The following is a 26,084-nucleotide window of genomic DNA, read 5'->3' as shown; positions in this document are numbered from 1 at the left end:
CGAATTAGTTAATTCTGCCGACCAGGTTGCCAGACAGCATGTAGTCCTTGGTAGAACCGTAGCTGTGGAAACCAGCAGAGAGGCTGAAGCGGTCGGTGAATGCCTTTTCCAGGTAGATTGCACCGAGAACGTCCTTCACATGCTTCTGCTTGTCGCTAACACCGAATTCCTTGTGTTCGTTACGGTCAGCAACGTATTCGGCTTCGACGATGATGCGGTCTACAACCTTGGTGTAGAAGGTAACACCGCCGGTAACCGGGATAACCAGGTCGTCGGAAACGTCCATGAGGGCGCCTTCAGCGAAGATGTCCATGGTGTTGGAGACAACCGGCAGGTTGAACTTGGCGGAAACGTTGTGCTTGATGTCTGCATCGGCGTCGTAGATGGCGTCGAAGAGGTTGCTGCGGTAAGCCAGCTGAACCTTCAGCTTTTCAAGACCTTCGAGGCCGTGGAAGTTGAATGCAGCACGGATGTCGCCTCTGTCCAGATTTTCAGACTTGCTGATGAGAGACAGGTACAGGTCCATGTTGTCGCTCGGGGTGAAGCCGAACTGCAACTGGTTTTCGGAAGCCTGAGTGGAGAGGAAGCCGTTTACGTAACCATCGATGTAGCCACCGAAGTAGTCACCGCTCTTGTCAGTGTTGTCCCAACGACCCACCTTGAAGGTGAAGTAGTCGGTGCCCTGCATTGCCCATGCTTCGTCCAGGGAGAAGTAGTCGGCTGCTGCAGTTTCTGCGGAGCTGTTACGGATCTGTTCCTTCTTGACCTTCTTGTCGATGTTGTCGTCGGAGGACTTCAGGTCGCCGGGGTAGAATGCGAGGCCGATCTTGCCCTTGAAGTCTTCGGTTTCAGCGAGGACTGCAAAGTTAGCTTCTCCGTTCCAGGTTTCCAGGTTGTCGCTATACTTGTCGTTTTCGGAAGACCAGAATACCTTGCCTGCTTCCAATTCGAAGTCAGCGTTGATGTCGAAGTTGATCTGGTTAACAGACATCACTGCGTTTTCGATCATCTTTTTCTTTTTGCGCTTCTTCTTCTTGGGCTGAGCCTGTTCAGCAGCGGGAGCGGCTGCAACTTCGGCTGCAGGTGCTGCTTCGACGGCAGGTTCTGCGGCAGGAGCTTCGGCGGCCTTTACTTCTTCGGCCTTGGCTTCTTCTGCGGCAACAGCTTCTGCTGCGGGTGCTTCAGCGGCAGCGGCTTCGGCGGCGGGTGCCTGTTCGGCAGCGGCTTCGGCGGGAGCTTCGGCAGCCTTCACTTCTTCAGCGGGGGCAGCAGCGGCTTCAGCAGGAGCTGCTTCGGCAGGGGCGGCGACTTCGGCTGCAGGTGCTGCCTTTTCGGCGGCGGGAGCAGCGGGAGCGGCGGCCGGGGCTGCTACTTCAGCTGCAGCGGGAGCAGCGGCAGGAGCGGCTGCTTCGGTAGCAGCAGGAGCGGCCTTTTCGGCAGCGGGGGCAGCAGGCTGGGCAGCGGGAGCTGCGGCGGCGGGAGCGGCAGCAGGTGCTGCAGCGGGTGCAGATGCTTCAGGTGCAGCAAAAACAGCTGCAGCCATGATGCAAGAGGCTAAAAACATTTTCTTCATAGAGGGAACTCCTTTCACTAATTCCACGTTCAAATTTTAGTAAAAAATTTTGGCAGTATGGTAAAAAAAACTTTCCTTAGGGGTTTTTACTTTCATTTATCATTTAAAATGGCTAACTTTACGCTTCAAAAGAGGTGAATTTTGAAGAGATCTATCATTTTTGCATTGTTTTTTGCCGTTGCATTCGGTTTTTCACAAGAAACTCTGTCCGTTTATAAAAAGGTTGGCGGTACCGTAGACGAAAGTACCCCCGCAGCAACCCTCCAGCTTAATGACTGGATCAAGGAACTGCCCATTCCCCAGGATTCCGTAAAAAAGACCAAGATTGTCAAGGAAAAGGTGGAAGTCAAGGACAAGAAGGGCAATGTCAAGAAAGACAAGAAGGGACGCCCCAAGATGAAGACCGTCAAGAAGAAGGTGGTCTATTATGAAAAGGTAACTCCCTCTGAACCGCCCCGTTTCGTTCCCATCGATTGTAAGTATGGTGCCCTCTGGGTCAAGCGCGCCGACCTGGCCCGTTTCCAGCAGGCAGCCCAGGACCTGAGTGGCGAGTACGCCTCCGCAACCGGTCGCGTTGTCCTCAAGAAGTCTCCTACGAACCCCAGACAGTTTACCTTTATCATCCAGAATGGCCCCGAATCTGGTCGTGCCGAACTGGAAGCCAGCAATGTGGAAATGCGCGAAGCCGGCGGCCAGGGTCGCATGACCTATAGCGAAGAAGGCTGCACCGTTGACCTGGCAATCGCCAACCGTCGAGTGAAGGTGGCTCAGCGTGGCTGCTCCGAATACAACGTGGGCAACTACACTCTCGAAGGCGAATACAACGACTTCAGGGGCATCCGTCGCGTGGTCGAAACCTTCAACATGCCCGAACAGGCTTTCACCTACAAGTATTTCAAGTGGTGCGACAGCGGCTTTGATTCCTGCAAGGAAGAAAAGGATGAAAACGGAAAGGTGACCATCACCTGGAGTAAGGGCGGCAACGGCTTTATCGAACGTAAGGCTGGCGAAGAAGTCCATACCTATCGTCCCTTCGAACACGTGATTCCCCACAAGCGCGACTACTTCAAGGGTGAAAAGCCCGTGGCCATCAAGACCAAGCGCACCGATATTAGCGGTGAATGGTGGATCTGGTACTTCTACCCCAAGGCTGAACGATTCAGGATGGTTCGTGCCGGCATGCGTGAAGACATCGCCCAGATGGAAATCTACGAGTAATTACAGCAGGTCAGACACTCTAACTTTATGAACAAGGTTATAGAACAGTCCCGCATTCTATTTCTGGATACAAGCGCAGTTGTCCGCCTGCTCCAGATGCATCCGGACTTCTATCCTGTCGTTTCGTCGGTGCTGGACTATGCTTACGAAAAGAACGTCACGATTCTGACTTCTAGCGTCACCCTGTTCGAACTTTCCCGCAAGGCCTGTGTGGCAGGGGAGGGCGTTCTTGCCCGCCAGTACCGTGAGTTCTTTGAACATTCCCAGAACGTTAAACTCTGTGACGTGAATGGCGAAATCGCGGTGAAGGCTGCAGAACTTTTTGCATCTGCCAATCGTACAAACCACAAGCTTTCCGAAGAAGATTCCCTGCGACTGGCCACGGCATTCGTGAACGGAGCGGATTGCATCCTTACCGAGAATGTGAACTTTGCGAACTCTACGGATATACCCGTGGTAACGCTGGAAGAAGTTTTATAATTATATTTGCGCCCGACAAAAGAAGGACTCGATATGGCAAATGAATATAAGATGCAAATGAACCTGACGTCTCGTCTGGACAAGTATTCCCTGAAGCTGCAGCAGCTCATGGTGAAGTCCAAGTTCACCCTCAAGGCTATGGAATACGGCGCAACCCACGGCATGCTCCGCGACCTGATCAAGTACGGTGTCGAAATTGATGGTGCATTCAACAGCGTTGGTGACTTCTGCTTTTCTAAGACCACCTTGCCTCTGGAAGAATACGCCCTGGACATGACTGTTCAGTTTGATGCAGTGACTCTCAATGCCCGCCTGATGAGCATCAACATCTCTACCAAGCGCGTTAAGGATGGCAACACCGAAACGGAATATTCCTTCAACTTCGAAAAGGATGCAGACAAGGATGACTTCGACCTGGTAATCCCTTACTTCAAGGTCAAGGAAGCCGAAGAAGAAGAAGATCCCAACAAGGTTGAAATGGGCGGCCTCCAGGATCTGGTCTCTGAATTGGAAGGCGGTGGAAAGGGCAAGTTCAAGAAAAAGAAGAAGCGCCCCTTTATCTACTACGATACATACTTCACCATTGAGTAATTTTGAATTGAGCCGCACTTTGTTAGTGTGGCTTTTTTCTACATTTTCTCTTGTAAATTTACTGGAGTTAATATGCCTAACTACTCTACCGTTATCGGTCTCGAAATCCATTGCCAGCTCGCTACCAAGACGAAGATGTTCTGCGGTTGCGAAATTGAAGTGAACACTACTCCTAATAAGCACGTTTGCCCGGTTTGCCTGGGTATGCCCGGTGCCATGCCGGTTCCCAACAAGCAGGCTGTGGAATACGCTATCCGCCTGGGTCTCGCTCTCAACTGCGAAATCGACCTGAACGCTATGTGGACTCGTAAGAACTACTTCTATCCGGACCTTCCTAAGGGCTATCAGATTACCCAGACTGGCGGTCTTCCGGTGTACGACCATCCCATCTGCAAGAACGGCTGGCTGGAAATCATCAAGGCTGACGGCACCAAGAAGCGCGTGGGCATTACCCGTATCCACATGGAAGAAGACGCCGGTAAGCTGATCCACGACATGAGCCCCACCGACTCTCATTTTGATGCAAACCGCTGCGGTACTCCGCTTTGCGAAATCGTGACTGAACCTGACATCCGTAGCCCGGAAGAAGCTGTGCTGGTCCTCAAGAAGATCAAGCAGACTTTGGAATACACCCGCGTTTCCAATGCTAACATGGAAAACGGCAACATGCGCTGCGATGGTAACATCTCCCTCCGCGCTTCCGAAGACGCTCCTTTCGGCACCCGTGCAGAAATCAAGAACCTGAACAGCTTCACCAACCTTGAAAAGGCTCTGAACGCCGAATACTACTTGCAGTCCGCAACGCTCGACGCCGGCAAGGAAGTGGAACAGTGCACCAAGCGTTACGACCCCAATGCTGACAAGACTATCGTCATCCGCTCCAAGGAAGACGCTCATGACTATAAGTACTTCCCGGAACCGGACATGGTACGCCTCGTTACCGATCCTGCCTTCGTGGAAGAAATCCGTCGCACCCTTCCGGAACTGCCGGATGCACGTCGCGCCCGCTTCATGAATGACCTTGGCGTGTCTGAATACGATGCACAGGTTCTGACCGACGACCGCGACATCAGCGACTGGTTCGATACCGCTTCCAAGAACTGCAAGAACGGCAAGGTTCTCGCTAACTGGGTCATTACCGAACTCCTGGCCAAGATGAAGGATCTGGAAGGTGGCCTCGCTGACCTGAAGATCAAGCCGGAACAGCTCTGCGCCCTGGTGAACCTGATCGAAGACAAGACCATCAACGGTAAGATTGCAAAGACAGTATTCGCCGACATGTTCGAAACCGGCAAGGATCCTGCAGACATCGTTAAGGAAAAGGGCTTGGTCCAGGTGGCTGACACTGGCGCAATCGAAGCTATCGTTCGCGAAGTCTGTGCCGCCAACGCCGCCCAGTTCGCCGAATTCAAGGCCGGTAAGGTTGCACTGAAGGGCTTCCTCGTGGGTATGACCATGCGCAAGTCTGGCGGTAAGGCCAACCCGGGCATGGTGAACGAAATTCTCGACAAGTTGGCTCAGGAATAATCGGCCTAATCGCCACCCTTCGCTATGCTCAGGGCAGGCTCTGCTTCGCAAGTTGCTATGGCATTGAATCGTGTGTTTGCAATATTCGCATTTGCAATCGCCTGCGTCGCACTGACGCCGGCGGTTTCGTCTGCCGCCGACAAGCTGGACCAGTATGATTCCGCCTATGTCAATACCCTAAATATGACGGATGCTGAAATTGCCGAACTCTATGGTATTGATAGTACAAAGCTGGCGGAAGGTCCGACCTTGCAGGAACTGAACGAAGAGAACCCTAGCTATGTCAAACGCGAGTACGACCATAAACAGCAGGTCATAGTTGGTAGTGTCGTTATGTTGTGCGTAGCTATAGCCATGGTGCTGATGAACAATTATAATCCGAAAAGGTAGTGAGGTATGAGGTCGCACCTTGCGGTGCTTTGAGGTGTGAGGTCTGGTTATTTATGAGCGTAGTTATGTTGTGTAATTGTCTCATACCTGAAAGGGAACGGTAGTGACCGACCTCAAAGCGAAGCGACCTGAAAACTTTTTAACAAGAGGTACAATATGTCTTATACAGATGAAGCAAAAGAAAACTTCAAGGCTCTCGCCAAGAACCCGTATCCTGGCCGTGGCATCGTTCTCGGCACCAGCCCCGATGGCAAGTCCTTCGTGCAGGTCTACTGGATCATGGGCCGCAGCGTCAACAGCCGCAACCGCGTGTTCGAAATGGAAGCAAAGACTGGCTTCATGAAGACCAAGGCCTTCGACGAATCCAAGCTCACCGACCCGCACCTCATCATCTACTATCCGGCTCGCCACACTGCCGACGTGCAGATCATTACCAACGGTGACCAGACTGATACTATCTATGATGCCATCAAGCTGGGCGGCACTTTCGAAAGCGCTCTGGCTACCCGTCAGTACGAAGACGACGCTCCCAACTTCACTCCGCGTATCTCCGGTATTCATTACAAGAATGCCCAGCCGGCTCTCTACAAGCTTTCCATCCTGAAGTCTCGCAACAACAGCGAAGACGCTGGCTGCGAACGCGCTACTTTCGAATTCGAAAAGGCTCTCCCGGGTCTCGGCCACTTCATCAGCACCTACGTCACCGACGGCAAGCCCATTCCTTCCTTCGAAGGTTCCCCGAAGCTGATGCCCATCTTCGACACCGCCGAAGAAAACCTGAAGAAGTACTGGAACGCCCTGGACAAGGACAACAAGGTTTCCCTGATGGTCAAGGTCATCGACCGCAAGACCTTCAAGGCTAAGACTTTGATCGTCAACAAAAACAAGTAAACTTGTTTTTGTCTAGATCAAAGTCAATTATGAATTACGATGTATGAATTATGAGACTTAGTTAGGCGGCTTCTCCGCGACTATTATTCTCGTAATTCGTACTTAATAATTCGTAATTGGAAATGTTGTTGAAAAATGAAGGCCCCTTTTGGGGGCCTTTGTTTTTGTGGAATTGTTTCGCTATTTTTCAACAACATTTCCTAAAATGTGGTGGATTTTCTTTTTGTCGTAATATTCCGACGGATTGCTGATGCTGTAGAAAATCTGCTCTACCAACGCTTCGGTATTGAAGTCATAAGAGGGGAGTCGCAATAGGTAGCTTTCGATGGAATTGTCGAACCCCACCAAAACGGGACCGTATTCCGGCTGTTCCAATTTGATGTCGCCATCGTCATTCATTTCGATAAAGATGCCGGCCACTTCGTCGTTGACGCAAACCCAGGGAATGTTCGGCTTGCCTTGGCGGTCAGCGATTGCGCGCTGGGCCATAGACTTCAGTTTATCCTTTTCCAGGTTGCGGGCGTATGTTTCGACAGAATGCTTTTCCACATTCTTTCTGGCAATTTCCTTATAGTCCCAGGGACTTGCAAATTCATCGTCTGCGTAGGGGTGTACCTGCAGGCCCGAAGTCAACAGCCCCATAAGGCGATCCTTGGACCAGGAACTATTATGGTAGGGCGAAAAGTAGTTGATTTCCTTGACGCCCTGGCTCATCAGGTAGCGGCCTGTTTCCTGACCGGGATTTTCTCCGAAGGTGGAGTTGAAGAAGGTCCAGTTCAACTTTCGCAAGAATGTTTTGGGGACTGCTTCTTCGGGATGCTCCCACCAGACGGCCACGGGATACTTGGCGTCGGCAAAAAAGTTTAACAGGGGCTGGAATCGCTGCACCAGCAGAGTGGACAGGACGGCTCCCACAGCGTTGGGATAGTCTGAAAGTCTGCGTTCCTTTCCGCTACGGTCTACGATCTTGCCTGTTTCATCATTAATGCCTAATAAAGATAGCTTGTACCGTTCTGCGCCGGCCTTTCTATATACTAGACGCAAAAAATCCAGTTCGCGTTCACTTTCTGGCGTAAAACCGCCCCAACTGTTGCATCGAGTTACAAAAATCACTTCGCTGAGGGGGGAAGTTTCGTTTACAACCCTGTTTTGGGCAAAGAAATATTGTCTGCCGGACTTGTTCAGGACTCCCTGGGAAACCTTTCCATCCAGGAATTTGCGCAAGGTGTTCTGGGCTACGTTGTAACGCAGGGCCAGTTCCTTGGACTGGGGGAGGGACTTAGACGGCTTGAGGAGTCCGCGCTCGAAATCGCGGTCAAAAGCTTTTGCCAGACGTTCGGCCACAGTTTCGTGAACCATGGGTATATTCTGGCTGATCAGTTCCTTTCCCCAGAAGCACCCCTTTCCTTGAATTTTGCAGATTTTTCCTTCTTCCGTCAGTTCTTTCAGGGCGGACTGTACCGTACCCGAAGACGTGTTATAATGCTTCATCACATCTCTGATAGAAGGGAGGCGGTCTCCATCTTTATGGGGAGTATCCAATAAAATTTGCTTAATCCGGTTCTTCACGGACTACAAAATAAAAAAAAGCCTGTACAATATTGCTACTGTACAGGCTTTGTTGTTTGGGGTTGGAGTCTTTTTTAGAGCTTGAAGTCTACGCGGTAGCGGGCTGCGTTAGCCTTGTTCACCATTTCGCCCTTGGCGTTGAAGGTGCCGCGAGAATTCTGGAGCTTTGCTGCAGGAGTGAGCTTCTTGATGGAAGCCGGATCTTCAGAAGCGCTAGAAGCCGGATCGGCGGAAGCGCTAGAGGAAGGATCCTGGCTTGCAGAGCTTGTAACGGGGCTGGGTTCTGTATCCTGGGGAACCACGCCGTTGAAGCTTTCCTGACCCTTCTTGGTGAGGGCGAGGATCATCATGCCGTCCTGTGCGTAAATGTTCTTGGAGCTGATGTAGACTCGGTTGCCGTCAAAGGTCCAGTTACCCTTGAGCCAGCGGGAAGAGTCGAAAGAATCGAAGTTATCAACCCAGTCCAGAGTGAAGTCGGAACCGTTTTCGCCCTGACCCGGAGTGTACTTGTAAACCTTGACCCAGTTGATGAACTGGTAAACGGGGAGGATGGAATCGTCCCACGGGCCAACCCAACCTGCATCGGTATGGGACCAGAGGTTGAAACGGAGACCCTGGGGCTTCTTCTTCAGGTCTACGACCTGATCTGCACCCTTGCTGTTCAGTTCGCCAGCCTTGGTTCTGCGGACTTCAACACCATCAATAATCCAGGCCACGTAGTCCGGAGTCCATTCCATGACGTAGGTATGGAAGGCGGTGTTCACGGCGGGGCTCATGGGATGAAGCTTTTCGCTGTACTGCTTTCTGTCGGCGCAGCCATCGGCAGGACCGTAACCGGTAATGATGTTGGACTGGAATTCATTGGGGTTCTTGCCCAGAATTTCGATATCCACTTCGACCCAGGGTTCGTCGCAGCCAATGTAAGAATCGTTGTGGTAGAGGAACATGGAACTGACGGTGCCGGAACCGGCTGCCATCTGCATACGGGCTTCGAAACGACCGTATTCGTAGGTGTCCCTAGTGTAAAGTTCGGCGCCAGAGTAGTCCCTGTCGTTGGTTTGTGCGGAAACTGCTGCTGCAGCCATTGCCAAGAGAGAGAGAGATTTTTTCAGGTTCATTTTGACTCCTTTTCTACACCGGAATCAAACATATAAACTGTCTAACTTTATAACAAGTTTAACGAGTGTTAATTTCTCAGCACTGTATCGATTGATGGGTTGTCTGGCAACAAAAAAAGGTAGCCTTCTCCCAATTGGAAGGCTACCTCTCTTTGTCCCCCAAGTGATAATGCTCTCCTATAAGAGGTGTCGGACAGAGAGCGTTTCTCCTTCTCAGGTATTCATAAAATAATAAGTTGGTATGATTAAAGCCATAGCCCATATGGGCTATATAAATGAAAAAAGGCAGGGTAAACTGCCGTTTTTTCGTGATTTTAGTCAAAAATGTTTTGGATCGACTCTAGGAGAATCTGCTTGAGGTTGGGAGATACTCCTCCGATAAAACGCTCCAAGTCATTTCTTGTAAAGTTTGGATGGTATTCGTAGAATATCTTCACCTGTTTCTTTACTTCGTCCAAATTCCCATTCTTGTTGTTGCAGGCAATTACAAAAAGCCTTGCAAAGGGGATTTCGGGGTGGAACATCAGTACTTGCCTAGAAACTTTTTCGCAGAAATCGTAATTCCCCTGGAGGAAATAGATCATGGCCTTGGCTACGAATTGGAATGGCTGGTCCATACCGTTGGGGACAAGGCGGGCAATTTCATCAAGCTGCTTTAAGGCGTCTTCTTCGCGGCCCATGAGCATATACAGCTGGACCAGCAGGCGGCGGCACATGACGTTCAGCGGGTTGGACAGCAGGATGCCCTCGAAGTAGACGATAGCTTCGTTCTTCTTGCCCAACAGGATATTGTAAAGGGCCATGGTGAACATGGAATAGGCCGATGAGGGGTTGTTGCGCATGGTATCGCAAGCCAGTTCCCCAATTTTCTTGACGTATTCCTCTCCGTTTACCCAGTTTTCGGAAATTCCCAGGTAGTAGATTGATGCCTGACTGCACAGGACGTAGTTTCTGATGTCTCCTTCCACCGTGAGGGACTGAAGCATCGACATGCACTTTTCGAAACAGTCCCTGCTGCGGTTTTCACTCTTTATGATGGAGTATGACGTGGCGTACCACCAGGCGGGGGAGGCTTTGGAGTTTTGTTCGAGAACCTTGGCTGCAGAAATGATCATGTTGCGGAACAGCACGATTGAATACTGGTCTGCGTAAAGATCAATTGCGCTTGTGTCATCCAGTTTAAGGTTCTGTGACCAGATAATAGCCTTGTTGTTGCCCTGGAGCAGTGAAATAAATGCCTGGTTGCCGTCTTGGGAAGCCGAAATTTTAATTTGATAGGTTGAATCCTGTACAATTTCGTCTGACAATCCGGTATTGATTAGGAACAGGCGGTATTCCTGGAAGTTTTCTACGATGCCGTGGAACAGTTCATAGACAAGGGGATGGTCCTTTATGTCGCTGTCGTGGATGACGCGAATGCGGACTTCATCGGAATTAACCCAGTTTTTGGCCGTTTCTGCGACTGCGGCTACTGCTTCCGTACGGTTTGAAACTTCTAGCGTCTTGTAGATGTTGGCCAGGTGGATTTTGACGGTGTTTTCTGAAATATTCAAGGCACGACAAATCTCGGCGTTTGTCAACCCCTTGCGCAGCAGGTCGAGAACTTCGAGCTGCCGGTTAGTCAATCCCTGTACTTTACACCTCTCGGACATCGTGCCAAATTTAGTCTATCGTTGACATAAAAATTGAATTTTTTCGGGAATGTTACAAAAAAAACATAAATATTTTGAAATTTGGGAGGGATGCTCCCTAAAAACGAAAAACGCCTGCGTTGAATATTGCGCAGGCGTTAAAATTTTTTTTGTGCGGTTAGTAGAGCAACTTGGAGGTTACGAGGATGTTGTCGAAACTTCCAGAAGTGTAGGCACTGCCTTCTCCGTCAGAAGTACAGCAGTAACTCTTATAGCCCACCAGGATTGAATTGCCATAGGCGGCATAGTATGTTCCTCTTGTAGAGGGTGTGTAGACCGTGGTGGTGGCGGTTTCGCCAATCAGTTCCCCATTGACATACAGGGAAATGGAGGTGCCGTCCCACTGGGCGGCTATCTTGTTCCAGCCTTCCTTGAAGGTGTACTTACCGCTAACCTTGATATAGCTGTCAGGCAAATTCTTGTAGAATACCAACTGATCGTTGACTTTCAGGATGGTCATTCGGCTTTCGTCGGTTCCGACCAGGGCTGCCTTGTACATGGATTCGAACTGTTCGCCGGGCTTGAATGAAAATTCAAAAGTACCCCGGGGAATTTTTTCGTCTAAGGCCGCCAATACGATTTTTTGCCCGTATTCCAGGCTTGCTGCCATACCGCTTTCGCCTTCAATGAGTGTGACTCCGTAGTTCTTTCCGCTGTCGAAGTCTTCAAAGAAGATGATGTCGTCATCGGAATTTTCGCTGCTGGAGGATTCTTCGACGATTACATCTTCACTGCTGGAGGATTCCTCGATGATCACTTCTTCACTGCTAGAGGAATCCTCGACGATCACTTCTTCGCTGCTGGAAGATTCTTCGATAATCACTTCTTCGCTGCTGGAGGAAATTTCTTCATCCTTGTCTTCTATGGAACCTTCGTTCTTGTAGCGGGGGATGATGGAAATGCGAATCTGGTCGTATGCGCCACTGGTTGTCAGGGGGCTATACATACCGGGTCCTTCCATGCAGCAGGAACTCTTGTAACCGGCGACTAGCAAGTTGCCGAAAGGCTTACCGCGGTTAGAGGGCTTGTAGCCTTCTGTATGGGCAATCTTTGCCACCAGCTCGTCGTTCATCCAGACGCTCAGGTAGCCGTCACCCCACTGGCCGGCGATCTTGTTCCAGCCTTTCTTGAATTTGGCGGGACCCATGACGTAATAATGCTTGTCGGCGTGATTTTTCTGGAATACGAGCAGGTTGTTCATGACGAAGAAGTGGATGCGTGCTTCGTCGTTACCCAGGAGGGTTCTGTCCAGGTTGAAGAAATCTTCTGCTGGCTTGAACCAGAATTCGATGGTGCCCTTGGACATTTCGTCGACCATGTTAATGGTGAGGGGAGCGACTTCACCGGATGCGAGGGCGACGCCCTTGCCGCAGACGCCGTCTACAAGGGTTCCTTCTCTATAAATGCCTTCCATTTCATCGAGAAGCAGAGTGTATTCGTCGATGTGGAGGCTGTTCTTGCAATTTAAATTAGTCTGGATGGATGTTTCACCGGTATGGAGTACACCATTGCTTTCGAAATATTCGCTGACACCATCCGTTTCCAACTGCTTCCAGAGGGCGCTGGGGGTTGCGACGGATGTTTGGCTGGGGTGACTATTGTTGGCGATAGAATCGTTTACGTCGGAGCAGGCCATAAGGCTCAATGCTGCGGCGACCGGTACTAGGAACTTCTTCATTCTTTACTCCAATCTAAATGAATTCTGTTGTCCTGTTGGGAAATTCATGTCATCCGCCGTAAAATATACATAAAACTTACACTCTAAAAAAAGGGTGGAAAGTGTTAAAAGGGCTACGTGCTGAAATATGATGACATTAATCACGGAAATATTTGATTTTTTATGAATTGAATTGAAAACTATGACTTGCTTTTTTGAGCACTAGTTATTATATTAAATGGTGCACAAAAGTGCATTTGTTTTTTGCGGGCAATTATAATGGACGTAAGGGAAAAGTTGAACATTTTGGCGGATGCGGCGAAATACGATGTTTCGTGTTCGTCTAGCGGTTCCAATAGGAACACTCCCAAGGGCGGGATGGGGAATGCCTGCCAGGCGGGTATTTGCCATACATGGGCGGCGGACGGCCGTTGCATTTCCCTTTTGAAGGTGTTAATGAGTAATGCCTGCAAGTATGATTGCGCCTATTGCGTCAACCGTCGTTCCAATGATATTCCCAGGGCGACTTTTACGCCTAAGGAATTGATCGACCTGACGCTGGAATTCTACAAACGTAACTATATCGAGGGCTTGTTCCTCAGTTCCGCCGTGGTGGGGAGTCCTGACGCTACCATGGAAATGCTCATCAAGGTGGCAAAGGAACTGAGGACTGTCCATCGTTTTGGCGGTTACATCCATCTAAAATCCATCCCGGGGGCTTCCGAAGCGTTACTGCACGAAGCGGGACTCTATGCTGACCGAAGTAGCGTGAATATTGAGATTCCGTCGGATAAGGCCCTGCAGTACCTGGCGCCCGAAAAGAATCATGCGTCGGTGTATCGCCCCATGAACTATCTGGCAGAGCGCAAACTGGAATACAATCCAGGGAAGGGCGTGTCCCGTTATAGCCCGAAGTTCCTGCCTGCGGGGCAGACGACCCAGATGATTGTGGGGGCGTCTGGCGAAACGGATTTTCAGATACTGACTTTGTCTAACGGTTTCTATATGCAACAGCAGATGAAACGCGTTTATTTTTCGGGCTACGTTCCTATCAATGCCGATAAGAGGTTGCCCGTTATAACCACCAAGCCGCCTCTGGTCCGTGAACATCGTCTGTACCAGGCTGACTGGCTTATGCGTTTCTACAAGTTTCAGTATAACGAGATTCTCGATGAGGCCCATCCCAATCTTGATCTGGACCTTGATCCGAAGGTGGCCTGGGCCTTGCGACATCCGGAAATGTTCCCTATCGACATTCAGACTGCGGACTACGAAATGCTTTTGCGGGTGCCGGGTATCGGAGTTAAATCCGCAAACCTTATTGCCAATGGCCGGAGGTTCTGTAAAATCCGTCTGGAACAGCTGAAGAAGATGGGGGTGGTCATGAAGCGGGCCAAGTACTTCATCTACCATCCGGATACGCCTGCCAGTTTACGCCGGCTTTACCCTGAGATGGTGCGCCCGTTGTTGGTGGGGCCGTCGCAGCCTCTGCAATTGAATATGTTCGACGCCCTGGACTCTAGGCCAGCGATGCTGCCAGCTCATGCGTAAGCTTATCTCTGAGTTTGTCTCTGTAAGCCTGCCCCAGTAAGCAAGTTTCAATGGGACTGTCTTGGAAAATCTGTTTTATGAACCTTTAACTTTTAGTGGCTAGATATAATGTCTCTTAATATTTCTTACGATTCGACTTTTGATGGATTCCTTAGTGTTGTGTTCGAAATCTACCGCCAGCGCCTGGTGGTGGGGAACATTACGCCTGACCGTAGGGCGGGGGAGGATGCGGACTTGTTTATGCAGCCTTTCTGGGTGGAAACGTCCGAAGATTCTGCCCGACGTCTGAAACGGGCCATTGTGAATGCCGCCAGCGAAGATGTGCTGTGGATGTTGGATGTGGTGTTCCGTTCCGAGGTGGAGGGCGTTGAAATGCAGATGCTCTCCTACCTGCGTAAGCTGTTTGCGGGCCTTGATCCGAATTATGGTAAGAATATTGCGTCGGCTGAAATGCTCCCGCTGTACAAGATTGCCCAGGCCGTCCGCCGAGAAATCGGCGACATGCGCGGCATGGTCCGTTTTTCTAAAACGGACGACGGCTGTTACTTTGCGGAAATTGAGCCGAAGTACGATATCGTGACGTTGTTGACGGACCATTTTCTGCGGCGTTTTGTGAACGAGCGCTGGGCAATTTACGATTCAAGGCGAAATTATGGTGTCTATTACGATGGGCGTTCTCCTCAGGAGGTTACCATTCCCAATTTGAAGGCCCTGAAGGCGGGCTTGCCGCCTGATGCCATAACCCAATTGTGGAAGGACTATTATAACGCCATATCTATCAAGGAACGCGAGAATCCGCGGTTGTTGCGGCGGTGCCTACCGGTGCATTATTGGAAGCATATGCCCGAAAGGGATTTTGCCAATCAACTTTCGGCTCATTCTCCACCGCAGGTTTCGTTGCCGTCGAACGTGGCCAAGGCGAATTCCCTGGCGCGTCTGGCTAGTTTTTGATTTGTTGAGCGAATCTCGCCGGATAATGGTATAATTTTTAACACAGAAGCCTATTTCAGTCAAATAATTGTATCTTTCTTTTGGATAAGAATTAATGGAGAAAATGCGTAATGACTATGGCGTCTGCAAAACCGGGATTTTTTGTACAGGATCGCTACCTTTACAGCAAAGACAACGAAAAGACTATCTTACGTGGCGTAAACCACATGTTCATCTGGACTGATCGCGAAGGAAAGACCATTCCTGAAATCGCGAAGACCGGTGCCAATTGTGTGCGCATTGTCTGGAACACCCGTGGCCGAGTGAGTGATTTGGATAATATCATTGGTCTCTGCATTGCCAACGGTATGATTCCCATTCCCGAAATTCATGATACCACCGGTAACTGGGAAAAACTCCCCGAAGCTTTGGATTACTGGCTCAGCGAAGAAATGATGCAGGTGATCGCCAACCACCAGCAGTACCTGATTATCAATGTCGGTAATGAACCTGGTGATGAGGTTGTGCCTGCCGAAGACTTCTTCCTGGCGTACAACACCATCGTTACCAAGATGCGTGCTGCCGGTATCCGCATTCCCATCATGATTGATGCTGATATGTGGGGCCAGAGCGAAAAGAACTTGCTGGAAGTGGGGCCGAGGCTTTTACAGGCTGATCCTGAACATAATTTGCTTTTCTCGATCCATATGTGGTGGCCTTCGGAACTTCATAATCCAGAAACTACAGGGTATGCAACCGTCGAAGACCGCGTCCGTGGAGTCCTTAAGGCTTCTGTCGACAAGAAGTTGCCCTTGGTTGTGGGTGAATTTGCTCCTGTTGCCGTAGGTGGCGCCAAGGAGATTCCCTATAAGCTGATTATGTCGGAAGCGGAACGCCTGGACATTGGCTGGTTGGCATGGAGCTGGGGCCCCGGTAACTTCGATAGCCCCGAAATGGATATGACGATCCATGGTTCTGTAAATACCCTGGTTGGCTGGGGTAAGGAAATCTGTCTGGATAGCCCCAACGGTATCCAGAATACCAGCATTATTCCCAATTTTATCCAGAACAAGGATTATGTGACTGGCTCCCTTTCTGTGGGGACGAACTTGATCCAGAATGGTGAGTTTTCTTCTGAAGAGGCTTTGTCTGGCTGGGTGACGGACTTCTGGGGCGGTAAGGCCGAGGTTTCTGTAAAGGATGGTGCCGCAAACTTCGTAATCAAGAAGGCTGGCAAGGAATCCTGGAATCTGCAGTTCAAGCAGCGCCTGTCTATGCGTCATGGCGTTACCTATGTTTTTAGCATGCGAGCCAAGGCCGACAAGCCCCGTACTCTCCATGTGAATATCAAGAAGGACTCTGACGAATATACGCCCTATGCAAATGGACGTATCCTGGACTTGAGTACCAGCTGGCAGAACTTTAGCTGGAAGTTTACCATGAAGGAAGAGTCTGACCCCGAAGCACTGCTGATTTTCGATATGGGTGGCGTTCCCACTTCCTGGAGCCTTGCTGATATCAGCCTAGTTCAGGCTCGTAGCGTGGCGGATCGTCTAAATCGATCATTCCAGCGCAATGTGCAGAAAAATTCCGGCTATTTCAATTCTCCCAACGTTCCTTGGGAACTGCACCTGTACTCTACCAAGGGTGAACTTCTTGAAGTTCTGGACCGTGGCAAGGGTGGCGAAGGTATGCGTCAGTATCCTAAGACCGAACGAGGTGGCATCCTTGTGGTCAAGGAAGTTAAGCTCGGATAGCGATTCCTGATACTAGGAAATTTTGAATGCGGATCCCGTCGGCGTGTGCTGGCGGGATTTCTTGTTGCGTTAGCGTTGTATTGTTTGCGTTGTATTGTCTGCATTGTATGGTTTGCATTGTACCGTTAGCATTGTATCTTCGCTTTTGTATCATAGGTTTTTCTATCGCGATTTTGCCTAATTGGTTCTGAAGTTTTAACATTGTGTTGTGTATCACGTATTTTTGCAACATTTGTATCATAAAAATACTTGAAATGTATGAAAACCTTAGATTGGTTCTTGTAATACGAAAAAAATAAGCTAATTTTGTATCATAAATATTTGAATCCTTTTGATACAAAACTATATTCATCATAACATGAAACAGGTCTTGGAATACGTCAGCTATCGCGATTATCTGCGCGATTATTACCAGGAACGCAAGGCGCGTTCTGGTTTTACCTGGCGTGACTTTGCTAAGGCTGCCGGATATTCGTCGCCCGTGTTCCTTAAGTTGGTGTGCGACGGTAAAGCTAACCTTAGTGATGTGGGGACGGAACGAGTTGCTGCCGCTATCGGCCTTGCCGGTGTCGAACTGCAGTACTTCCGTCTGATGGTCAATTTTGACCAGACCAAGGATTCTCTGATCAAACGTAGTCTTTATAACTCCATGCGTGCCCTCGCAAAGGACAACTCCATGGAAGTTATGGGGGAGGAGGCTTACGTTTACTACGAAGACTGGCTGAATCCGGTCCTTCGTGAGATGGCTCCCAGGATGCACGGCGCTTCCCCCACCAAGATGGCGGGACAGTGCGTGTTTCCTGCGGATGCCCAGAGTGTGAAGCAGTCCCTGGATCTTCTTGTGAAGACCGGTTTGCTCCAGAAAGATGAAAAAGGTGAGTATCAGAAGTCGTCGAAGTCCGTTACCACGGGAATCCGTGACGGGGAAAGCATGGCGATCCGAGAAATGCATCGTCAAATGGGCGATCTTGCTGTAAAGTCCCTGGATCAGGTTTCGATGGACGAACGAGATGTGTCTGGCATGACAATCGGTATATCCAAGGAAGGCTTTTTCCGTATCAAGAATGAAATTGCCGATTTCCGTAGACGCATCGCCGCCATTGTCATGGAAGATGACGATGATGATCGAATCTACCGCCTTAACTTGCAGTTGTTTCCGCTTACGAAGCCTGCTAAATAGGAGGGGTAGCTTTGTGAAGATGTTTTTGATTTTCTTATTTTCGCTTGTGATGCTCCTTTGCGGATGCAGCCCGGTTGAAACAGCCGGCGGTGTCAGTGAAGAAACCAATTCCGTTTCTGGAGTCCTCGTCGCCGCTGATGGAAATTTTGCAAGAAATGTCGTTATTCACGCCCGTCACAGTGCTAAGTCTGACCAGCTGTTTGTTGATACGACTGATGAAAATGGCGCTTTTGGCTTTAGCATCAAGGAATATGGAGAGTACGTCCTGTCTTCTCATAAGGCTGGACAGGCTATATACGAGACTTTTGTGTACACCGGTTCGGATCTGAAAATGAGTTCCAAGATGACCACGGTCAAGACGATTCAGGGCAATCTGGTTTTGGATGGTGTTTCCAGTCCGGAGGACGCCAAGGTCGGAATTCCGGGCACGGATTGGGTTTCTTCTGTGAAGCCTACCGGGTACTTTGTCTTGAGCAATCTGCCGTTGGGAACCTATAATTTGACCGTTTCTTCGCCGGATCGTGAACGCTTTGATGATGCGGAATACACCCTTGTGCTGGAAGCTGATTCCTACTGGCTGAACGGTCCGCTCCCCAGGGGTATCGTTCACTCCGAGCCGGTTGATGTGTCCGTAAATTCTAAAGGCGTGTCTTATAATGGCGTTTCTGAAATTACGCTCCCCATGATCGATGTGGACTATAAGATTCAGTATGTGTGGACTATGGATTCTGTGCTTGCGTTGCCTTCTGATTCCGGAACCGGCTACTACCTTCTGGATGATATGGGGCACGAGACCGAGACGGTCTTCCTGTATGAGCCTGAATTTACCGAAGGTGTCGATGGCAAGGCAATCCGCTTCGTGGCTTCTGATTATGCTGCTGTAGATACCAGCGGTTTCCTGGATGTGGATTCCCTGACGGAACTGTCTATTGAAGGCTTCTTCAAGTTCAACAATCCTGAGGCTTTTGCGGTAGGTGAGTTCCAGAAGAATGTCTTGAGCAAGCGGGGCGACGATTACATTGAAGAAATGATCGGTGTTTCCCTAATTAGCGGAAAATGCGGTGCAGTTGAGCCTAGGCTGGCGTTCTACTCGGTGAATGTCAATAATCCCACCTGCGGGTACATGGCGGTCTCTCAGCGTGCTGTGCCGGCTGGCGAATGGATTTATGTGGTGCTCACCTGGAGGCGAGGCATTGCGAAGATTTATCAGAATGGGGTGTTGACGGGTCGTATTGACACGGGCCTCCGTTGGATGGAAAACATTTCCAAGCCGCTCTATATTGGCGGTGACGGGCTGGACTTCGAAATGGATGATGTACGTTTTGGGTTTAAGGAAATATCATCTGCAGAAGTACTTTACAGGTATTATAAAAGGTTAGGAGGACAATTATGATTGACGAAAGAAAAGGTTCGGTGGAGCAGGCCTATTTCGAGGCCAATCGTCATGGCAGGCTCATCAAGGCCAACAAGCGCTTTTGCCGCATGTTTGGCTTTGAAGAGGGCGAAATCGAATGGCATTACGTAACGGATCTGTGCCGCAATGCCAAAGACTGGGAAAACTATGTCAATTCCCAGATGCAGCCCAGCACTGTCTTGCGCATGAAAAACCGTAAGGGGCGCAGCTTCTGCTGCAAACTCTTTACTCATCTGCGCCAGGATGGTGACGGCGAACTGCGATACGATGTTTCTGTCCATCGTGTTTCTGCGACTTCGCCCGTGGTTGCTGCCCCTGCCGCCTTTGTTGAAAGTCGTGTGTTCCTTGCTAGATGTGCTCACTGCGGTAGTCAGATCCGCGTGGAGTCTGCTAACGAGGTTCGTTTCCGTCGAGTATGCGACCAGTGCGCTGCTCGCGAATATCCAGAAGCTTACGCAATCCGCTGTGCCCAGGTGTGATAGGAGGACCGGTTAGGAGGACTGGTTAGGAAGGAAAGGGGATAGGAGGTTTTGCGTAGGGGTGACCGGTCGGATCCATTTGGGGGTGTCCGATCGGTCGCTTTTTTTGTGAACTTTTTATGGGGGTTCGTCGGGCGGGTCCGTTAAACGGATAAGGGGCAATAAAAAGAGCAAAAAAAAGAACGATCCTTTCGAATCGTTCTTTTTAATTTTTCTAGGAACTTAAGCTGTTGGCTCAAATTATTCGCCGAAGGCGTCGTCTGCTGCAGCGCTCACCTGTGCGGTGTTTTCTGCGGTCATTTCGATTTCTTCTGCGGCTTCCACTTCAGCTTCGGCCTGTGCAGCCTTCTTTTCAGAAATGGTGAGCTTGCCTTCCTTGAACTTGTACATGGCGATGGTGGTCGGCTTCTTGGTCAACTGAATGTAACCCTGGCCAGCCTGCTTGTTGATGAAGCGTGCTTCCTGAGCCATCATCACAACAGCGCGGAAGACAGAACCCTGACATTCTTCACTTGCGTAAATATCGTCAAGATAAACTCTCTGATCGTCAGCCATCTTAGTACCTCAAGTTAAGGTTTGTGTTCCTACAAAAAATTCTCAAATGCTTTTTCCAAAACATTTGAGAAGTTTTGTTTTTAGAAGAGGGAGAGGGATTCGAACCCTCGTTACCGCGAGGTAAACACGCTTTCCAAGCGTGCGCCTTCAACCACTCGGCCATCCCTCCAAGGATGTGCGCCAATTATACATTTATTTTTGACACTTGTCAAGGGTGTTGTCGCATTTTTTTTGATTTTTTTGAAAAAAGTTGAATTTTTTTTAGATAAACTCTCCAAATCACACTTTTTCGACAAAAAATCGTTCTAATCCCGTCTAGAACTTGCTCAGTTCGTCCCAGACCACCTTCATCAAAGGCTCGATTGTCTTGGCTGTAAAGTCGAAATTGATGTTTGCAGCCTTGAACATTTCGGGCACGGTTACGCTGTAGCCCAGGCTTTCCGCCTTGAACAGGTCGTCGATGGCCTTTTGCGGGTCCTTCTTGAAGTTGGCCCACACCTGCAGGGCGCCCAGCTGGGCGATACCATATTCGATGTAGTAGAAGGGGCATTCGAACAGGTGCAGCTGCTTCTGCCACATGTTGTTGCGGAACTTTTCCAGGCCGGTATAGTCGACGCCGGCGTCGTAGCGGTCCATGATCTTGGACCAGATTTCCTCGCGGTCGGCGGCCGTATGATTGGGCCTGCTGTACAGTTCATGCTGGAAGCTATCGATGCTGGCCACCCAGGGGAACAGCCAGATAACGTCTTCCAATTCGCCCTCGATACTGCGTGCCATGGATTCGGTGTCGTCGCCATAGAAGGGCTTCAGGTTGGACATGCCGATCAGCTCCATGCTCATGCTGGCCACTTCCGCAAATTCCGAAGGAACGTCGCGGTAGGCGAGGATAGGCTGGCCTGCCAGGCCAAACTGGTGGAAGGAATGGCCCGATTCATGGAGCAGCGTATAGATGTCGCGGTCCGTACCTGCGGAATTCATGAAAATGAAGGGCAGACGGGATTCGTCAAAACCGATCTGGTAGCCGCCCGGAGCCTTGCCCAGACGGGAATCCGGGTCGATCAGCTTCTGAGCCTGCATTTGGCGGGCCCACTTGCCGGCCTGGGGGTGGATGCTTTCAAAAATCTGGTCAACCTTCTCGATCAGCTCATCGCCGGTCTTATAAGGCTTCAGAGGTTCGCGATTCAGCGGGTCTACGGCCAGGTCCCAGGGGCGGAGCCTTGCCAGGCCCATCTTGGCGGCGCGCTTCTTGTAGATTTCCTTCAGCAGGGGGAGCACCAGCTTCTCTACGCTTTCGTGGAAGTCCTTGCAATGCTTGGGGGTGTAATCGCGGCGCTTGGCCATGTAGATAAAGTCAATGTAGTCCTTGCAGTGGGCGTTCTTCGCAATCTTGTTGCGGATGGAGAACAGTTCGTCGAAGGACTTGTCCAGGGCCTCCTTGTCCTGCATGCGGCGTTCCCAGGTGGTGCGCCAGGCCTTTTCGCGGATATCGCGGTCGGTACGTTCCAGATAGGTTCCCAACTGCTGCATGGTCTGGACCTTGCCATCGAATTCCACGCTCATACCGCCGGTAATCTTCTGGTATGCCTGCACGGCCTTGACTTCTTCCGTTTCCAGGGGAATATTCTCGGGGCTGAACAAATCCAGGGAAAGCTGCACGCTCTTGAACCAAACGCCGAATTCGCCCTTCAGCTGGTCCTTGGCCGGATGGGCCATCAGCTTCTTGTTCAGCTTGTCGTCAAACTCGTTGGCGATGGGGTCCACGTTCTCTACGAAGCTTTCGTAAGCCTTGGCGGCCTCTTCGTCCTTGGTGTTTACGGTCATGGCCACATAGCGGCGGCAGCTCACTTCCTGAAGGACGGAACCCAGCTCGCTCCACTTCATGATCCAGGCGCGCAGGGCATCGGCGGAGCTGGCGATGTTCTCGTCCAGCAGCTGCTGGAACAAAGCTTCCACTTCCTTGGAGTTGTCTACATTAAAATTCTCGGGTACAAATTCGCGTTTCATATTCTACATCAATCCTTATTTTCTATAAAAATTAGCATCTCGTTGTGTGCGATCATTTCTGGATGGCCCCCATCCAGTTGTTCACCACGTTGTTCAATATGGTGTTCCTGACGTTATCCATAAGGGCGGTCTTTTCTTCCTGGGAGACCGGGCGGTCAATATCAAATTCCAGGGGGACCGATTCCCCGTCTACATCCAGGGCCACTGTCAGAACGCCCTTCATGTTGATCAGGGAAACATCCTTCAGCCAGAAAATCCGTCGGTCGATGGGCATGGTGGTGGTCACCGTCAAATTATTGCTGCCGGGAACCATCTTGATGGAATCCTTCAGCGAAATAGGCAGTTCCATTAGCGTATCCAGTTTCAGGGTAGCTTGTAAATCCCGAATCCACAAAGTATCGGTACCTTGATTCTTGGCAATCACTTCGGCGGAAAGTCCCAGAGTTCCCAGTTCCTTTTCCAGCTTGCCCTTGGCGAAATCCTGAACGAGCGCCACCACCTGGGGGTTGGGCAAAAAGCCGTTAAACAGCCCCTGCTTGGGGAACAGATCCTTGTTGATGCTTACGGAATCCAGGGTCAGGGCGTTAAATTCCAGCTTGGTCTTGGAAAGAATGTCGGCGGCGCTGATCTTGCGGGTCACGGCGCAGCCGAACAATGACAGAACCACCAGGGCGGCCAACGAAATGGTTAAGGAAAATCTGAATTTCATACGGCCCCAAATATACAAAACCCTACTTCTTGGTGACAACGTATCCATCGCCGTCGTCGTTCTGGATAATCAGGGTGGTGGAGTGGTTGATCAGTTTGTCGTATTTGGCGTACACCGTGAACTGGATGCCCGATGTGAACACCACCAGCTTCACATCCTTTTCGAAAGTGTTTTTCTGGATGTTGTAATCCACCTTGCCATCCTTGGCCGGGTTGGAATAAGTATACGTGGTATCGGAATCCTCATCTACCATGTAGACAATAAAGGCCGTACCCTTGGTCTGATTTTCAAGGGTGATGGTGAAGGGATATTCCGCCTGTTCGCCCGAATCGGTGGAACCATTGCCGGAGCAACCCCACAAAAAGGAGAGGCCCATAAGGGTTATCGTAACGGGTACCGCATATTTTTTAATAAAACGTGAAACCATACCATCCCTATATCGTATCAAATGAACTTGTTGTCAATATAAAAAAGTCCGAACCGCAAAAAGGTCCGGACAATTTCTTTAGGCAGCCTAAGCTCGCCGAAGGATTCTGAATTACTTCTTTTCTTCTTCAGCGTGGCAGGGGCAGTGGTAGCAGTCGCCCGTTTCTGCGTAGTCCTTGCCGGTCCAGCAGAAGGTGCAGAGCTGATCTTCCGGCAGGCCGATAGCCTGGATCAGATCGTCGATGCGCTGGAAGGCCAAGGTGGTCAGGTTCAAGTTGCGACGGATGTAGTCCACCATTTCCTTGTATTCCGGGGAATCCGGGTTGGTGTACTTGTCCAGATCGGCGTTCTCGCCTTCCTTTTCGCGGATGTAGCGGCGGGTAATCAGGTCGTACACGCTCTTGGAACGGGAGAAGTTGATGAACTTACAGGGGTAAACCAGGGGAGGGCATGCAATACGCATGTGGGTTTCCTTACAGCCCATGGAGTAAAGCTTTTCGGCCTGCTTGCCCAGCTGGGTACCGCGGACGATGGAGTCGTCGCAGAACACCAGGCGCTTGTTGTCGATAAGGCCCGGAATAGGAATCAGCTTCATGGAAGCCACATGTTCGCGCTGGCGCTGGTCCTGGGGCATGAAGGAACGTGCCCAGGTCGGGGTGTACTTTACAAACGGGCGGGCGAACTTGATGCCAGCCTCGTGAGCGTAACCCAGGGCGTGGGAAGTGCCGGAGTCGGGAATACCGCAGGCGGCGTCGGCTTCGGTGGGGGTGCGCTTTGCAAGTGCGGAACCGCAACGGTAGCGGGTCATTTCCACATTGCGGCCTTCGTAGGCGGATGCCGGATAGCCGTAGTAAACCCACAGGAAGGAGCAGATGGCCATCTTCTTGCCCGGTTCAACCAGGGTATTGATTCCATCGGGGGTGAGTTCGGCGATTTCGCCCGGACCCAGGTCGCGGAGGTGGTCGTAGCCCAAGTTGGGCAGGGCGCAGCTTTCCTGCACGGCGATGACGGAACCATCCTTCTTGCCCACGATGATGGGAGTACGGCCCCACTTGTCGCGGGAGGCGTAGAACTTGCCGTTGCTGTCCATGACGAGAACGGAGCAGCTACCCTTGATCTTCTGCTGTACGTAGTTGAGACCTGCAACAATGGAATCCTGGGTGGCGATCAATGCGGAAACCACTTCGGTAGGGCCAACCATACCGCTGGTGGTAGAATACTGGAGCTGCATGCAGTTGTTCTGGAACAGCTCGTTCTTAAGATCTTCGATGTTGGAAATGAGACCTACAGTGACCAGGGCGAAAGTGCCATGCTTGCAGGTCATGACCAGGGGCTGGGGGTCGGTATCGGAAATAACGCCCAGGCCCACGTTGCCGGCGAACTTGGCCAAGTCGTTTTCGAACTTGCTGCGGAACGGAGTGTTCTGGATGTTGTGAATGGAACGATGGAAATTACCATCGGCCTTCAGAACAGCCAGACCGCCGCGATGAGTACCGAGATGTGAGTGATAGTCTGTACCAAAGAACAGATCGGTTACGCAATCGTTCTTGGAAATAACGCCACAAAAGCCGCCCATAAAGACTCCTTAGTCGGGGATTTTACGCCGAAAAGATAGAAATCTTATAAAACTTTTCATTATTTGTACTGCAAGAATATGAAAAAATATGTTTGGGCCTTTACAAAAAATGAATAATCAAGACCGCTTCCCCAAAAAATCAAGCAATTTTCACAATTGGGGAAAATGCTCGCCAGAAATTTTAAGCAGTATCTACAAGACGATGAAAGCCGTTCAAAAAAAATTTGCTTTCGTGTTTTTCGTTACGAAAAGAAAAACCCCGTTCAAGTGATGAGCGGGGTGCTTTATTGACTTTTACAGCAGGCCGTGTTGTCTAAGGATTGCGGCATATTTGTCGGCGCGGGCTTTTTCGGCTTCTAGCTCTTGCTTATTTGCTGCAAGCTCCTGTTTGTTCGCAGCAAGTTCTTGCCTGTTGGCTTCGATGGCCTGCTTTTGCTCTGCGATTTCCTCTTCCTGCTGTTTGATCAGCTCTTCGGTGTACTTGCGGGTAGAAATCGCGTCCAGTCTACGACGTTCTTCCATTTCCTTGCGGTAGGCTTCGATTTGCTCTGCGCTGAATGCCATAAGATCCTCGTACACGTCTTCAAAAGGTTCAACCCGGGTGGGTTCCGCGATAAATTTACACAATTCCAGAAGGTTTTGCAAGTACTTGTTACCGTGCCCCGCATCCTCGCGGATTGCCTGCTCCAGGTAATTTAGCTGGATAATGCACCAGTGCATGGTGTCGAATTTGAACATGCGATTTTCCTGTGCGGAAATATCCAAATTCAGGAGCCAGGAGGTATGCGGGAAAATGCA

Annotated in this window: 22 protein-coding genes, 1 tRNA gene and 1 pseudogene; 12 read left to right on the top strand and 12 right to left on the bottom strand. The window is 50.4% G+C overall.

Features of this window, described 5'->3' with window-relative positions:
* Positions 1-4: 4 nt before the first annotated feature.
* Positions 5-1,573 carry a hypothetical protein gene (locus BUB94_RS16775; protein WP_175549703.1) on the bottom strand — a complete coding sequence of 523 codons (1,569 nt, stop codon included), beginning with the start codon at positions 1,571-1,573 and terminating at the stop codon, positions 5-7.
* Between the two features lie 141 nt (positions 1,574-1,714).
* On the opposite strand from BUB94_RS16775, the gene BUB94_RS09060 reads away from it, so the two are divergent.
* From BUB94_RS09060 to BUB94_RS09035, 6 genes are all read left to right on the top strand, one after another.
* The gene (locus BUB94_RS09060) at positions 1,715-2,791 is read left to right on the top strand and encodes a hypothetical protein (RefSeq protein WP_073161307.1); all 1,077 of its coding nucleotides are present in this window, start codon (positions 1,715-1,717) and stop codon (positions 2,789-2,791) included.
* A gap of 27 nt (positions 2,792-2,818) precedes the next feature.
* Positions 2,819-3,271 (top strand): type II toxin-antitoxin system VapC family toxin, encoded by a 453-nt coding sequence (locus BUB94_RS09055; RefSeq protein WP_073236179.1) that lies wholly within the window; start codon positions 2,819-2,821, stop codon positions 3,269-3,271.
* A gap of 33 nt (positions 3,272-3,304) precedes the next feature.
* Complete coding sequence (locus BUB94_RS09050; RefSeq protein ID WP_073236176.1) at positions 3,305-3,862, top strand: hypothetical protein; 558 nt, start codon at positions 3,305-3,307, stop codon at positions 3,860-3,862.
* A gap of 72 nt (positions 3,863-3,934) precedes the next feature.
* A complete protein-coding gene (gatB, locus tag BUB94_RS09045; protein ID WP_073161310.1) occupies positions 3,935-5,389 on the top strand; it encodes an Asp-tRNA(Asn)/Glu-tRNA(Gln) amidotransferase subunit GatB in 1,455 nt (484 codons plus the stop codon).
* 57 nt (positions 5,390-5,446) lie between these two features.
* A complete protein-coding gene (locus BUB94_RS09040) occupies positions 5,447-5,779 on the top strand; it encodes a hypothetical protein (RefSeq protein ID WP_254793713.1) in 333 nt (110 codons plus the stop codon).
* Between the two features lie 156 nt (positions 5,780-5,935).
* Positions 5,936-6,670 (top strand): IMP cyclohydrolase, encoded by a 735-nt coding sequence (locus BUB94_RS09035; protein ID WP_073236172.1) that lies wholly within the window; start codon positions 5,936-5,938, stop codon positions 6,668-6,670.
* A gap of 180 nt (positions 6,671-6,850) precedes the next feature.
* Here BUB94_RS09035 and BUB94_RS09030 read toward each other — a convergent pair whose 3' ends face one another.
* The 4 genes from BUB94_RS09030 to BUB94_RS09015 form a co-directional block, all read right to left on the bottom strand.
* Positions 6,851-8,239: a GntR family transcriptional regulator gene (locus BUB94_RS09030; RefSeq protein WP_073161313.1), complete on the bottom strand. Its 1,389-nt coding sequence runs from the start codon at positions 8,237-8,239 to the stop codon at positions 6,851-6,853.
* A gap of 74 nt (positions 8,240-8,313) precedes the next feature.
* Positions 8,314-9,357, bottom strand: a complete 1,044-nt coding sequence (locus BUB94_RS09025) for a family 16 glycosylhydrolase (RefSeq protein WP_073236169.1) — start codon at positions 9,355-9,357, stop codon at positions 8,314-8,316.
* 314 nt (positions 9,358-9,671) lie between these two features.
* Positions 9,672-11,009, bottom strand: coding sequence for a LuxR C-terminal-related transcriptional regulator (locus BUB94_RS09020; protein ID WP_073236166.1), 1,338 nt, complete (start codon positions 11,007-11,009; stop codon positions 9,672-9,674).
* 157 nt (positions 11,010-11,166) lie between these two features.
* A complete protein-coding gene (locus BUB94_RS09015; protein ID WP_073236163.1) occupies positions 11,167-12,726 on the bottom strand; it encodes a LamG-like jellyroll fold domain-containing protein in 1,560 nt (519 codons plus the stop codon).
* Positions 12,727-12,984: 258 nt separating this feature from the next.
* Between BUB94_RS09015 and BUB94_RS09010 the strand changes: the two genes are divergently transcribed.
* The 6 genes from BUB94_RS09010 to BUB94_RS08980 all read left to right on the top strand — a co-directional run bounded on the left by BUB94_RS09010 (position 12,985) and on the right by BUB94_RS08980 (position 20,016).
* Positions 12,985-14,256 carry a putative DNA modification/repair radical SAM protein gene (locus BUB94_RS09010; RefSeq protein WP_073161317.1) on the top strand — a complete coding sequence of 424 codons (1,272 nt, stop codon included), beginning with the start codon at positions 12,985-12,987 and terminating at the stop codon, positions 14,254-14,256.
* Between the two features lie 108 nt (positions 14,257-14,364).
* Positions 14,365-15,207 (top strand): TIGR03915 family putative DNA repair protein, encoded by an 843-nt coding sequence (locus BUB94_RS09005; protein WP_073161318.1) that lies wholly within the window; start codon positions 14,365-14,367, stop codon positions 15,205-15,207.
* A gap of 110 nt (positions 15,208-15,317) precedes the next feature.
* Entirely contained in the window at positions 15,318-16,943 is a 1,626-nt protein-coding gene (locus BUB94_RS09000) for a cellulase family glycosylhydrolase (protein ID WP_073161319.1), read from the top strand.
* Between the two features lie 358 nt (positions 16,944-17,301).
* Positions 17,302-18,123, top strand: coding sequence for a TIGR02147 family protein (locus BUB94_RS08990; protein ID WP_073161321.1), 822 nt, complete (start codon positions 17,302-17,304; stop codon positions 18,121-18,123).
* 19 nt (positions 18,124-18,142) lie between these two features.
* Positions 18,143-19,516, top strand: coding sequence for a LamG-like jellyroll fold domain-containing protein (locus tag BUB94_RS08985; protein WP_073236157.1), 1,374 nt, complete (start codon positions 18,143-18,145; stop codon positions 19,514-19,516).
* Positions 19,513-20,016 (top strand): PAS domain-containing protein, encoded by a 504-nt coding sequence (locus tag BUB94_RS08980; protein ID WP_073161323.1) that lies wholly within the window; start codon positions 19,513-19,515, stop codon positions 20,014-20,016. Before BUB94_RS08985 ends, BUB94_RS08980 begins: the two co-directional genes overlap by 4 nt.
* A gap of 240 nt (positions 20,017-20,256) precedes the next feature.
* Here BUB94_RS08980 and BUB94_RS08975 read toward each other — a convergent pair whose 3' ends face one another.
* The 7 genes and pseudogenes from BUB94_RS08975 to BUB94_RS16770 form a co-directional block, all read right to left on the bottom strand.
* Positions 20,257-20,571, bottom strand: a complete 315-nt coding sequence (locus BUB94_RS08975; RefSeq protein ID WP_073161324.1) for a hypothetical protein — start codon at positions 20,569-20,571, stop codon at positions 20,257-20,259.
* Between the two features lie 84 nt (positions 20,572-20,655).
* Positions 20,656-20,740, bottom strand: a tRNA-Ser gene (locus tag BUB94_RS08970).
* A gap of 146 nt (positions 20,741-20,886) precedes the next feature.
* The gene (locus BUB94_RS08965) at positions 20,887-22,575 is read right to left on the bottom strand and encodes a M3 family oligoendopeptidase (RefSeq protein ID WP_073236153.1); all 1,689 of its coding nucleotides are present in this window, start codon (positions 22,573-22,575) and stop codon (positions 20,887-20,889) included.
* A 52-nt stretch (positions 22,576-22,627) separates the two neighbouring features.
* Complete coding sequence (locus tag BUB94_RS08960; RefSeq protein ID WP_073236150.1) at positions 22,628-23,284, bottom strand: hypothetical protein; 657 nt, start codon at positions 23,282-23,284, stop codon at positions 22,628-22,630.
* A 22-nt stretch (positions 23,285-23,306) separates the two neighbouring features.
* Entirely contained in the window at positions 23,307-23,711 is a 405-nt protein-coding gene (locus tag BUB94_RS08955) for a hypothetical protein (RefSeq protein WP_139260177.1), read from the bottom strand.
* A 111-nt stretch (positions 23,712-23,822) separates the two neighbouring features.
* The gene (locus BUB94_RS08950; RefSeq protein WP_073161328.1) at positions 23,823-25,286 is read right to left on the bottom strand and encodes an amidophosphoribosyltransferase; all 1,464 of its coding nucleotides are present in this window, start codon (positions 25,284-25,286) and stop codon (positions 23,823-23,825) included.
* A 294-nt stretch (positions 25,287-25,580) separates the two neighbouring features.
* Positions 25,581-26,084: pseudogene (locus BUB94_RS16770) on the bottom strand (hypothetical protein); the annotation flags it as partial.

The sequence above is a fragment of the Fibrobacter sp. UWH9 genome (genome assembly GCF_900129715.1).
Taxonomy (GTDB): Bacteria; Fibrobacterota; Fibrobacteria; order Fibrobacterales; family Fibrobacteraceae; genus Fibrobacter.
Note: the sequence above shows the minus strand (reverse complement) of the source record. Positions and strands in the feature narration are given on the sequence as shown.